At 41.9% G+C, this 12,272-nt stretch carries 8 protein-coding genes and 2 pseudogenes; 6 read left to right on the top strand and 4 right to left on the bottom strand.

Going from position 1 to position 12,272, the window contains the following annotated elements; translation table 11 throughout:
* Positions 1-1,644: tetratricopeptide repeat protein (locus tag V7K30_RS11655; protein WP_334999217.1), on the bottom strand; the 1,644-nt coding region annotated here is incomplete at its 3' end.
* A gap of 192 nt (positions 1,645-1,836) precedes the next feature.
* On the opposite strand from V7K30_RS11655, the gene V7K30_RS11650 reads away from it, so the two are divergent.
* A complete protein-coding gene (locus V7K30_RS11650; RefSeq protein ID WP_334999215.1) occupies positions 1,837-2,121 on the top strand; it encodes a hypothetical protein in 285 nt (94 codons plus the stop codon).
* Here the strand turns inward: V7K30_RS11650 and V7K30_RS11645 are convergent.
* Together V7K30_RS11645 and V7K30_RS11640 are read right to left on the bottom strand one after the other, a co-directional pair.
* Positions 2,066-4,264 (bottom strand): CHASE2 domain-containing protein, encoded by a 2,199-nt coding sequence (locus V7K30_RS11645; protein ID WP_334999213.1) that lies wholly within the window; start codon positions 4,262-4,264, stop codon positions 2,066-2,068. The genes V7K30_RS11650 and V7K30_RS11645 overlap by 56 nt on opposite strands.
* A 191-nt stretch (positions 4,265-4,455) precedes the next feature.
* On the bottom strand, positions 4,456-4,740 hold the full coding sequence (locus V7K30_RS11640) for a hypothetical protein (RefSeq protein ID WP_334999211.1): 285 nt from the start codon (positions 4,738-4,740) through the stop codon (positions 4,456-4,458).
* A 176-nt stretch (positions 4,741-4,916) separates the two neighbouring features.
* On the opposite strand from V7K30_RS11640, the gene V7K30_RS11635 reads away from it, so the two are divergent.
* A complete protein-coding gene (locus V7K30_RS11635; protein WP_334999209.1) occupies positions 4,917-5,150 on the top strand; it encodes a helix-turn-helix domain-containing protein in 234 nt (77 codons plus the stop codon).
* Between the two features lie 48 nt (positions 5,151-5,198).
* Positions 5,199-7,556: pseudogene (locus V7K30_RS11630) on the top strand (ATP-binding protein); the annotation flags it as partial.
* 53 nt (positions 7,557-7,609) lie between these two features.
* Here the strand turns inward: V7K30_RS11630 and V7K30_RS11625 are convergent.
* A complete protein-coding gene (locus V7K30_RS11625; protein WP_334999207.1) occupies positions 7,610-7,783 on the bottom strand; it encodes a hypothetical protein in 174 nt (57 codons plus the stop codon).
* 1,855 nt (positions 7,784-9,638) lie between these two features.
* Between V7K30_RS11625 and V7K30_RS11620 the strand changes: the two are divergent.
* The 3 genes and pseudogenes from V7K30_RS11620 to V7K30_RS11610 form a co-directional block, all read left to right on the top strand.
* Positions 9,639-9,818, top strand: a pseudogene (locus V7K30_RS11620) (3-dehydroquinate synthase); the annotation flags it as partial.
* A gap of 252 nt (positions 9,819-10,070) precedes the next feature.
* Positions 10,071-11,060 carry a DMT family transporter gene (locus V7K30_RS11615; protein ID WP_334999205.1) on the top strand — a complete coding sequence of 330 codons (990 nt, stop codon included), beginning with the start codon at positions 10,071-10,073 and terminating at the stop codon, positions 11,058-11,060.
* A gap of 83 nt (positions 11,061-11,143) precedes the next feature.
* Entirely contained in the window at positions 11,144-12,241 is a 1,098-nt protein-coding gene (locus tag V7K30_RS11610) for a TauD/TfdA family dioxygenase (protein WP_334999203.1), read from the top strand.
* Positions 12,242-12,272 lie beyond the last annotated feature (31 nt).

The raw sequence follows: 12,272 nt of genomic DNA, 5'->3' as shown, positions 1-12,272 counted from the left end.
TGCATTACCTCGGTTGAACCAAGCTCCGTGAAAGTCAGGTTTAATTTTGAGGGCACTGTCAAAAGATGTGATTGCTTCTTCCGATTGCCCTAAATTCTGCTGCGCTACACCTCGATTGTACCAAGCTTCGTGGTCATCGGGTTTGAATTTGAGGGCACTGTTATATGATGCGATCGCTTGTTCCAATTGACCTAAATTCTTCAGCACCACACCTCGGTTAAACCAAGCTTCATACAAGTCGGGTTTGAATTTGAGGGCACTGTCATAAGATGTGATTGCTTCTTCAAATCGTTCTAAATTACCCAGAGCCAAACCTCGATCGTACCAAGCTTTGTGGTAGTCAGGCTTGAATTTGATGGCACTGTCATAAGATGCGAGCGCCTCTTCCCATTGCCCTAAATTACACAGTACCAAACCTCGGTTGTACCAAGCTTCGTAGTAGTCAGGCTTGAATTTGATGGCACTGTCATAAGATGCGATCGCCTCTTCATATCGCTCTAAATCATCCAGTACCAAACTCATTCTGAACCAAGCTTCGTAGTCGTCAGGTTTGAATTTTAGGGCATTGTTATATGATACGAGTGCCTCTTCCCATTGCCCTAAATTACCCAGAGCTAAACCTCGATTGTACCAAGCATAATCAATATCAGGTTTAAATTTGAGGGCACTGTCATAAGATGCGCTCGCTTCTTCATATCGCCCTAAACTATCCAGCGCAAAGCCCCGGTTGAACCAAGCTTCGTAGTCGTCTAGTTTGATTTTGAGGGCACTGTCATAAGATGCGATTGCCTCTTCAAATCGCCCTAAATTAAACAGTGCCATACCCCGCTTGTACCAAGCTTCGTAGTAGTCAGGTTTGATTTTAAGGGCGCTGTCAAAAGATGCGATCGCTTCTTCCCATTGCCCTAAATTACCCAAGGTTAAACCCCGGTAGAACCAAGCTGAGTTGTCGTCGGGTTGGATTTGGAATTTTAAGGCTTGAGTGAAGGCTGTGTTAAAAGATGCGTTTGCTTCTTCATATCGCCCTAACTGACGCAACGCCACGCCGCGATTCTGCCAAACATCATAGAAATCGGGTTTAATTTCAATAGCATTGTCGAAGAATGCGAGCGCTTGTTCATATAGCCCTAAACTATACAGCACCGCCCCTTGATTAAACCAAGCTTCTGCTTCATCTGTAGTAGATTCACCAACAACATCAACTTGCTTAATCCCCTCTTCATTTCCCCTTTCCTTTGCGTCCTCTGCGTCTTGGCGGTTCGTTTCTCCTCCCCCCAACCGCTTCCCAATATCATCAGCAACAACACTAATTTCCCCAATACTCAACTCACCAAGCCGCACCATCCGCCTTGCTAACTCATCATTCGGTGTAGGTAAAGCTAATAATCTTTCGCCAAAACCCCGCAACCACTCCACCAAATAAACCTCATTGATGCGGTTTGCAGGCAAGAAAGCTTTTGCCCCTCCTCTACTCAAGCCATCATTGACTTCTGCCAACAACTGGAGAAATAACGATTCATACTCCGCATCTGTTAGCTGTTTTGGTAGTTCTACTTTCCTCTGTTTCTCTAACGGAGGAGTCTGGTTGTTGCCAAATAAGCGCTGAAAAGACCTCTTGAGCCACCGCCAAAGCCGCTTGAGCATTTGCTGCAACCATGTATTGCTTTTGTAGTGTATTTTAGCAATTTTACGGAAAGTTACATCAACGGTTAGAAACCGCCTTTACACAAACAAGCAAAACTCACTTCCGTGGGTTTCAAACCCTCAATTTTTCCTTAGTCTGCGGAGGCGCACTTTGCCTGTGTAGCCGCGAATTCCATTCGCCCTGGCTCTAATTTGACACACATCGCATTGTCAGCCTATGCGATCCCATTGTCAGCCTATGCAATGGTATTGTTAATCGATACAATCGCATTGTCAGCCGATACAATCCCATTGTCAGCCGATGCGATCCCATTGTTAGCCGATACAATCACATTGTTAACCGATACAATTGCATTGTCAGTCGATGCAATAACAATGCAGAAGGTTGCATTTAAATCGCACCAGACGATTATCGCCTACGCTACATCCGTTTTAAATCTTGTAAAACTGCGGCGGCTGATTGATAGCGATCGCTAAAATGATAACAAACCATCTTATCTAAAATCACTGCTAATTCTTCACTCACTTGCACCGTTTCCCGCCACATCACATTCCCCGTTTCTGGATCTGGGTGGAGTTCTTGCGGTGGTATCCCAGTTATGGCTTGAATGCCAATCATTCCTAAAGCGTAAATATCACTGCATAAGCGGGGATGACCGGCAAATTGTTCTGGAGGTGCATAACCGCGCGTCCCGATGGCTACTGTTGCTAATTCTGTTTGCTCACTACTTGGCGGTTGGATCAACTTGACAGCACCAAAGTCAATCAACACTAGCCGATTATCTTGAGCGCATCTAATAATATTAGTCGGTTTGAGATCACGATGAATCACTCGATGTTGGTGAACAAATTCTAGAACTTCTAAAACTTGTTTGAACATCTCCATCACAAATGATTCGTTCTGCACATTCTGCACAGGTGGTAATTCTTCACTTAAGGTATGTCCCTCGATATATTCTTGAATTAAATAGAATTCGTGGTCATCTTCAAAATAAGCAAGTAGTTCGGGAATCTGATGATGTTTACCCAAAGATTCTAATATTTCAGCTTCACTATTAAACAACCTGCGAGCAATTTGCAAAAAGCGTGTATCTTGACGGGCTGGCATTAACTTTTTCACGACACAAATCGGATTGCCCGGTCTTTGAGTATCCTGTGCTAAATAAGTGCGACCAAACCCACCTGCACCCAGAGTTTTAGAGATTTTGTAGCGTCCACTCAAAAGCAAATCACCTGATTTTATTTCTGGTGAATCAACTGGGGGAGAAAAGTCAAGATCAAAATCGGGAGCTACTGTTTTATCTTCTAAGAGGACATTTAATTGAGCGATCGCTTCTTGTTGTTTTTCAACTTGCAGAATAATCACCTGAGTTTGCCGCTGATTTTGGTAGCTAGCATAAGCTATAACGCTGATACTACTAATCACCAAAGCCAGAGCAGAGGGAACTAATGGCACCCATCCGGCTTGCAAAAACAAAGCAACGCAGATTCCTACTAAGCCAAGTAAAGTTGTCCCTTCCACAACTAGCAACAGCAACGGATTTTGCCACCGCCATGCGATGATTCCACCTAAGAGCGACCAGCCCCACACCCAAATAAATTCCGCCCAGTCGGGCCAATACCAAATTAAAGGTCGTCCATCCAACACTGTGCTGATGAGTTGACTTGCTATCTGTGCATGAATAAACAGAGCAGGCATTCTGATTGGTTGATCTGACAAGGTACTGTAGGGAGTATAAAAGCCACCTGGAGGGAGATTAGCCGCAGTAGTGCCAATAATTACAAGACGGTCTTTGACTAAACTGGGGTTGACTCGGCCACTAAGAACATCTCTTAGGGTTACTTGGTCGGCGAGGCTGTTGGGGTGACGGTAATTTAATAATATTTGATAGCCATCTGCATCCAGATGTTGATAGCCACCAGAATTAGGTTGTAAACGCGGGAAGAGGGTTTTACCTAACTGTAATTCTCCTTTATTTGTAAACTTGTATTCAATACCTTGTTTTTCCAGATAATTAATTGCTATTAGCGCCCCAAATGCAAATGATGTTGTACATTTTTTGTCTATAGAGTTAGCAAATAATAAACTGCGGCGGAGAATTTGGTCGTTTTCATTGTCAGCAACCACATCGCTAAACCCAACATTATCTATAGGGAAATTGGGTGGCGGTGGAATTTCATCTCTACCCAAGCTGCTAAATAAACAGGTGCTGATGATGTTATCTTGATTTTGCTCCTTTGCTGCCAAATTGTTGTCTTCTGGTTGGAAAAGATATAAACCAACAATCCGCGGTTGATAAGACTCTATTTTCTCTAACAGTTGATTGATTCTCCGATCTGAGAGAGTCCATTTCTCTCGTTTGAGATCGTCGTCAGTGATTTTGACTAGTAAAATCCGCTTATCAGGTGCTTGTGCTGGACGCGAACGCAACATCTGGTCATAAACTCTTAACTCCCAAGGCTGCAACCATTGGAGTTCTCGAACTCCCCAGATAAAGGCGGTGACTCCCACACTGGTAACTAAAATAATTTGCAACCAGCTTTTGCTCTGGGACGTTTCACGAGAATCCTGAACTTTGCCAAAGGGAAGACGCAGTTTTTCTAATAATCCACTAATCACGGCGTTGCGGCGGTAGCCTGAATTGGGTAGATGTTGCGGGCGCAGAAGTTAGTTTTCTGACTTTAGGTTAAAAGCTAATTAACCAGAAGCTCCTATTTAATGTAGCAATTTACTTGCTGGTTGGAGGCGATGTCTCTTGACTCGACGCTACCCTGCGGGAACGGCAAAGCCCAATGCGTAGATGTATGCGGCTAATCATTTGTTTGAGATGTTTGAGCATCTTCAACAGGACTGGCAATTGGGAAAGAAATAGGATTAGTAGATGGGGTTAGCGAATCTAATTGGGGTTGTTCGAGTGATGCTTCGATGCTTGAGTCATCAAAATAGGAGCCAACGATTTTATCATAGTTAGAAGCAACAGCTAAAAAAGCGCCACCCAAAATATAGATAGGTAATGGCAGATTAAATTCTTGCAACCAATCAAACAGTTCCGCCAAGGCAAACAGCACCAAAAAGCAGGCAAGCCAAACCTTCATATTTTCATTCTCTGGATTGAAACAACTCTATATCCTAGTTTAAATAGCTTGCATAAGAGTTGATGTAATACATAATCACCAACTTACAATCTCTATAGCCCTAGATAGATGCAGTCAGAGTTATAGCAGATGCTAGATTGCAATATCTAGTAGAAAAATAAAAATATATTTAGCTTATGCCTGCAATCGAACAGCCAAGGATTGCACAGTTGGTTCGTGAGACTCGGCAGTGCCTCAAACTTACACAGCTAAAACTGGCAACGATGTTAGGCGTTTCGTTCCACACTATAAACCGATGGGAAAACGCACGGACACGACCTTCGCCACTGGCTATGAAACAAATTGAAGTGCTATTATACCAGATGGCAGAACCCGGTGAGGCGCTTTTAGCCAAATACTTTCAAAAATGAGTAGCAGAGACTGTGACTGCTGAAGTTCCAGCAACTATCACCCAAGACGTTGAACAGGTCTTAGCTAGGATCAGCGATGCTTTTATCAGATTGGATCATGAATGGCGCTACACCTACGTTAATGACAAGGTAGCTGAAATAGCTGGGATGAATAAGGAAGACTTCTTAGGTAAGAGTATTTGGGAGTTTCCTGACACAGTTAATAGCCGACTCTACACAGAACTGCACCGCGCTGTTGCCGAACAAGTTACAGTAAATTTTGAGTATTTCTATCCAAAATGGCATCGCTGGTTGGAAAATCGCGTCTATCCCTCCGAAACTGGCGTATCAATCTTAATTTTGGTCGAACAGTTACAAAATTATCCGCCTGATTTGACACAAACAGAAGGTGTTGCTGAGGTAATACGAACAGGTAAGTCACAAATTACTCATTTTATTTCTAATGAACAGATGCAATGGCCAACCCACAACACCGATCACCTAAAAATCTTGCAAGAACTAAATCCGACATCTGGCATGAGTGTACCGCTGATAGTTCGGGGACGGGTGCTGGGAGCTATGACTTTGGTATCTTCTTCAGATCGTCGCTACGACACCAAAAGCCTGATGTTAGCTGAGGAGTTGGCTTGTCGGGCGGCGATCGCTGTTGATAATGCCCGACTCTACAAAGAAGCACAGCAATCCCAACAGACGGCTTTACGGGCAGCATCTCGCACTGCCCGTCTGCAAACCATTACCGCTGCACTTTCTGAATCTCTAACTCCGACACAAGTCGCTGAAGTAATTGTAGAGCAAGGTATGGCAGCTTTGGGAGCTAGTTCTGTTTTAGTCGCACTACTTACTAAAAGCGGCACTGAACTAGAAATTGTCCGGGCAGTAGGTTATCAACAAGAAACGGTAGATTTATGGCGGCGATTCTCTATTCATACATCCGCGCCACTGGCAGAAGCAGTCCGAACCAAAAAGCCGATCTGGCAAGAGCCAACAACAACAAGGATTGCTCGTTACTCACATCTGGCTCAGGAGTATACTCAGTACAACTACGGAGCTTGGATTTCGATTCCATTGATCATTGAGGCCCGATCCATCGGTGGAATATCTCTAGCTTTTGCTGAAATTCAGGAGTTTAACCAGGATGATCAAGCTTTCATCTTGGCACTCGCACAGCAGTGCGCTCAAGCGATGGAACGGGCCCGCTTATACGAGGCAGAGCAAACCGCAAGGTCAGCAGCAGAAAACGCCAACCGAATTAAAGACGAGTTTCTGGCAGTCCTTTCTCATGAATTGCGATCGCCACTCAACCCAATTTTAGGATGGTCAAAGCTACTCCAAACCAAAAAACTTGATGAAAAGACAATCCCTCAAGCGCTGAAGACTATTGAGCGAAATGCTAAGTTACAGGCGCAACTGATTGAAGACTTGCTAGATATCTCCCGGATTTTACAAGGTAAACTCAGCTTGAATATCTACCCAGTTGATCTGATATCTGTGATTTCGGCAGCAATGGAGACAGTGCGGCTATCAGCAGAAGCTAAGTCAATTGAGATGCACATCAGCCTGGAACCAAATTTGGGGCAAGTTTTGGGTGACTCCAACCGATTGCAGCAAATCGTTTGGAACCTGCTTTCAAATGCGGTTAAGTTTACACCTGTGGAAGGACGGGTAGACATCAGACTCAAAAGGGTACAGGGAGCAGAAAATAGTCCCATGCTAAATCCTGTATTTTATGCTCAGATCACAGTCAGCGACACAGGGAAAGGCATCGATCCTGATTTCCTGCCTTACGTGTTTGAATATTTTCGCCAAGAGAACAGCAGCACCACTAGAAAATTTGGTGGACTAGGGTTAGGGTTAGCGATCGTCCGCCACTTAGTCGAACTGCATGGCGGGACAGTCCAGGTTGAAAGCGGGGGCGAAGATCAGGGGGCAACTTTTACCGTGAGACTGCCGCTGATCCAAAATCAATCAGAGATTAAACAGGACACTAACGACTCGGAGCCATCCTCAAATTTGAATGGTGTCAAAATTTTAGTAGTGGATGATGATGTAGATACGCGAGAATTTATTGTCTTCTTACTAGAGCAGTATGGGGCAAATGTGACAGCAGTAACATCAGCAGATGAAGCACTAGCCGCTTTAACCCAATCCTTGCCAGATATACTTTTAAGCGACATTGGGATGCCAGAAGTGGATGGATGCATGTTCATGCGACAGTTGAGAATGCTGCCACCAGAGCAAGGAGGGCAAATTCGGGCGATGCCTACGGCGGTAAACTACGCACTTACCGCCTATGCTGGAGAAATGAACGCCAAGCAGGTACTAAGAGCCGGATTTGACAAGCATCTTGCCAAACCAGTAGAGCCAGCCGAGTTAGTAGAAGCGATCGCCAACTTAATAGCTGAATAAACCTGCCTCTACCTTGTTTTCTGACCACAAAAATACAGCACTCTGTCAACTTGTTACAGACGATCTTTCTCAAAATTAAATCGCTTTTTAAGTATTAGTACTGCTAAAACTGCAACAGATATATTCATTTTACTGAGAAGAATAATCCGCGATCGCACTTTCTTTGGATCATCTAACAAAATCGCATTGCTCCCTAATTCGCATACTACACCCATTGGCAGTTTCATATTGATGGGATATTTCTTGGAAGTTATTCCGAATTAAAGTCATTTTATGCCTCAGTCAATTTAGATCCACGCAAACAACGCTTAAGAGACTTCCAAATAAAAAAATACTCAACTACTTCTTGTGGGGTGGGCGTCTCGCCATTGGTGTCAACTTAAGCTAAAAGTCTTTTCAAATCTCGTTTCCAGCAAGAGGCTGGAAATGCAGCTCAATTGCGGCTCTGCCGCCAGCAAGGGAGGCGGAGCCTCTAGAACGGCATTCCCAGTCTCAGACTGGGAACGAGACAATCTAAAAGCTGGTTCTAGGCAGGTTTTCACGTTAAGTTGACACCAATGGCGTCTCGCCCGCCCGTAGAGAAGGGCGGACAAGATGTCCACCCCACAAGATTGGATATTTTATTTCTTGGAAGTCCCTAAAGAGGGCTAACCAAATGAGACATAAAGAATATGAGGTAACATAGGTTCTCCGTATAGATTTTGATATGCATTTTTTATAAAATCTCTAATTATACCATAAAATAATTATGCAAGAGGTCTAATACTTATTATTACTATTCACTGGTGATTTTATTTTTGGAAGTCCCCGAATGCTTTTTTAGATATAGTGCTGTATAAAATATCTATCTTTAGACGTACTTTTTGAAAAATACCTAGTTGCCTAGTACACTTCGCATGGTGGATTGACTTAAATATAGCGTTTCCTAATGACATGAAGTACATGATAGCCCCCTATCGAAGAGCGGGGAGGGGGTTGGGGGTGGGGTTCTTGTCCCTCACTCAAGTGAGAACCGCTATAAATTTACATATGTTATGATTTGTATTGTTCTAATGTTATGATTTGTATTGTGCTTTTAAGTTACCAACCAGTAAACTATTTGCTCGTAAAAGATGTTAATTTAGGACTATAAAGCCAATTAAAGCAAACTTAAAGTTTTTTTAACACACAACCGTTCCTTAAAAAAAGTAAATTTTTGTTACTATAAACTCAGATATATCTAAAATTCTGAATTTTAAAAAGTCCAAAAAGAAAGCAAGTATGTGGAATACTGACCATTAACTTGACTTCATGTAAATAGTGATTCTACTGTCATTCTCAACAGAGTGTAGTGAGTCATCTTCGTTTTTAGCCATTTTCTGGTTTGAGACTAAATACTAAAAAAAGCGAACTAATGATTAATCATGACTGTAATCTCAAATGTTAAGCCTGGAGATAGACAATATGAGTAGTTTCTTAAGATAGGAGTTTTGGAAAATTGTTAGAGACAAACATAGTGGAGTGAATAAAAATTCAGATAAACTTCCTAAAAACTCCACTGTCATTTTGAACCAAATAGAATGTAGTGAGTTTAGTGATATAAGGTTTAATACTAATCCTAAAAAACAGCGAACTAACGATTAATCAGGGTTATAATCTCAAATTTAAGCTTGGATATCAACGATACGAGCAGTTTTCTAGACTAGAAGTTTTGCATAATCGTAGAGTTGGAAAGCCACTAGAGTTAAATATAGTGGAATAAATCTCAATTAAGATGAATTTCCCAAATTTAAAGTCAACAATCCCAGAATAAACAGGCAAGTATTATACCAATATATTGCTGGTGGGACTATTTGACTAGTTTGAGGTTATGCCGAATTAAAGGTTAGCCCACCTACAGAATTTACTCAAATGAATGGTGTTGTTTAATAACATTGCCAGTTAGTAATAAAATAAAAATAAGCTTTCAATAAAAAAGCTTGTTTTGTGGTAACTTTAATTTCAAACGATAAAGTGCATCATTGGTTGCTGACGTGCATTAGGGTAAATCGGAATTATTACCGAAATCTCACAATTTTTTAGTCGCAATAAAGATCAATAGATATGAATAAAGTTCAAGCATTGTTTGAAGCTACGGAAGCTGCGTTTCATGTACAAGGTTACAAAAAAATCGATTTTAGTCTTGTCTATGTGAACGGTGTATTTGATATTAAAAACAGAGAAATTGCAGATAGCTATGCGACATTTGGTCGCTGTCTGACTGTAATTGATGCTAATGCCTATCCTTAAAAGTATTAGGCTGGATAAGGATAGATTTTAATATTGGCAAACTCGTAGAGATAGGGGGTGACTGAGTGGGCTAATAGTATACATATAGTTACTCACTTTTCTTAAAATATTAATACGTTGTTTTCCGTGTTGCCTCGGTCATAACAACAAGAATATCTGAATAGTACATTAATATTACTAAACCCCGAAAGGCAACAAATTAGCTAGAAAGACAAATAGATTTAGTAACCCTATTGGGAAATATTGATGATCAAGACTAAACTGAAATTCCCACAAGAACAGTTATTCCTAACACCAACTACGGTAGCACTCATTTCATTGGTAGCCGGCTTAGTAGCCCTATCTTTCTCGCCAATTCTGATCCGCTTGAGCGAAGTCGAACTCGGCCCAAATGCCACTATCTTTAATCGCTTCTGGATCTCTACTGTCGCCTTTGCGCTGTGGAATGGAGTCACATCAGCGCAAAAGCGACTGTCTCATAGCGAATCAAAACCGCAAGTTTATACAATCCGGCTACTTTTGCTCTTGCTTGGAGTTGGGTTTGTAATGTTTGCTACTCTTATTCTCTGGGCTTGGTCACTAAATCAGACTAGCGTCGCTAGCTCCACGCTCATGCACAATTTGGCTCCACTGTTCACCGTCTTAGCGGGGTGGCTGATCTGGGGGAAGCGCTTTGACAGTAGATTCCTTATGGGTATGTTTGTAGCGATGCTAGGAGCTTGCATCCTAGCCTACCATGACTTCTCATCCGCTGCTGACAAATTCCAAGGAGATATACTGGCATTACTATCAGCCGGTTTTCTTGGTCTATACCCACTCATCGTCGAAGAACTACGAACTCAATTGAGTCCGATAGTGATCATGACTTGGTGTTCTGCGATCGGCACCCTTTTGCTTTTGCCCATTGTTCTGCTCACTGAAGATAGAATTTTTCCTTGTTCTTTGAGTGGATGGTTGACCGTAATTTCCCTAGCTCTGGTATGCCAAATACTAGGACTGGGACTTTATGCTTATTGCCTCAACAAGTTATCTTCAGGGTTTGTTTCCTTGTGCGATCTGTTTGTTCCCGTCCTTAGCACTCAGGGAGCTTGGGTTATATTTTCGGAAAGGATTAACGGTGCTACTTTGATAAGTTTTATTGTGATTGTATTAGGGGTATATGTAACTTCATCTAGCCAATCTGCTATCAAGTCAGAGGTTGAATCGGTAGAGGGATTAGGGATTGGCGACTCTTAAGCTTATTGGTCAATTGTTAACTGGAGCAATTTTTCACTCTTATGAATAAGATGCAAAATCTTCCAATTTCTATTTCAAGAAACATGAGATTACGGTTTTTGCAAGATGACGAAAAAACCTTTTTGAATGCTGAAACAGAACTACCTCTAGTTATAGAGCCAGTCAAGGAAAAATCTTTCACAGTTCTAAAAGCACTACTAAACGAAAGTTGCGACTGGTTCAATGAACAGCTAGATACATACGGAGCCATTTTATTTCGGGATTTTGAAGTTGAGGGTGCAGAGCAATTTCAAAAAGTTTTAGAGTTACTGAATATCAAACTGGAGCCATTTTATAACTTTGGCAGCGCGCATCGTGTACGAATAACGGATAAAGTTTTCACCTCTTCTGAAGCTCCACCAGATACGATTATTGCTCCCCACAATGAACTCAACATGGTACCGATCCGACCCAGCGTACTTGCTTTCTTTTGCCAACATCAGCCCGATCTATATGGTGAAACTCCCATCATAAATACGGAAAAGCTATTTTATAGCCTATCTCCTAGCTTACAGCACAAAATTAGCAACTTTCCTCAGCGGTTTGTGCGATATGTTCCCAACCATCTATTGGAGATTGTCTTCGAGGAACTCTCGATAGAGGAGATTACCAAACTTCTCCAGGAACAAGAATTTGATTTTACATGGGAAGAGGATGGCTCTATTAATTTTGAGTGTTCTTATATTCCCTTATTCAGTCACCCAAGAACGAATAAGCTCTGCTTTTGCCTTAGCATCGTTGATTGTTTAGTAAGTAGAGAATGGTATCGAAAGATCGGGCAACGGTATTCATTTGGGCAAAGGCTCTATTACAATTGGCTACCAGCAAAATTGTACAAAAGAATTCAGCAAGGATTAACAACAGCAGCGACTGTTGTCGATGGTTCGCAAAAACGAACCAGTACCCTTAATACATATTTTTTGAATGACCATAATCAATATACGACGATGACGGCAGCAGAAGCGAAAGAATTGGGCAAAGCTGAATGGAAAAATGCAGCCATTTTTCAGTGGAAGCAAGGCGATATTCTCGTGATGGATAATCTACAGGTTGCTCATAGTAGACTAAATACTAAATTTAAGCGAAAAATACTCACCGCTTTCGGAAATATGTGCAATATTCGCGATATGAAACCAGCTTGATTAATAAGTGGTTTAAATAAATATAAGTAGA

The organism is Nostoc sp. (assembly GCF_036917655.1).
Lineage (GTDB): Bacteria > Cyanobacteriota > Cyanobacteriia > Cyanobacteriales > Nostocaceae > Nostoc.
The sequence above is the reverse complement of the archived record's forward strand: the minus strand, read 5'-3'. Positions and strand labels throughout refer to the sequence as shown.

Bases quoted from the DNA above. Each gene is read 5' to 3' on its own strand.
- V7K30_RS11610 (WP_334999203.1), top strand. From the start codon at position 11,144: ATGAGATTACGGTTTTTGCAAGATGACGAAAAAACCTTTTTGAATGCT.
- V7K30_RS11635 (WP_334999209.1), top strand. From the start codon at position 4,917: ATGCCTGCAATCGAACAGCCAAGGATTGCACAGTTGGTTCGTGAGACT.
- V7K30_RS11640 (WP_334999211.1), bottom strand. From the start codon at position 4,740: ATGAAGGTTTGGCTTGCCTGCTTTTTGGTGCTGTTTGCCTTGGCGGAA.
- V7K30_RS11615 (WP_334999205.1), top strand. From the start codon at position 10,071: ATGATCAAGACTAAACTGAAATTCCCACAAGAACAGTTATTCCTAACA.
- V7K30_RS11625 (WP_334999207.1), bottom strand. From the start codon at position 7,783: ATGAAACTGCCAATGGGTGTAGTATGCGAATTAGGGAGCAATGCGATT.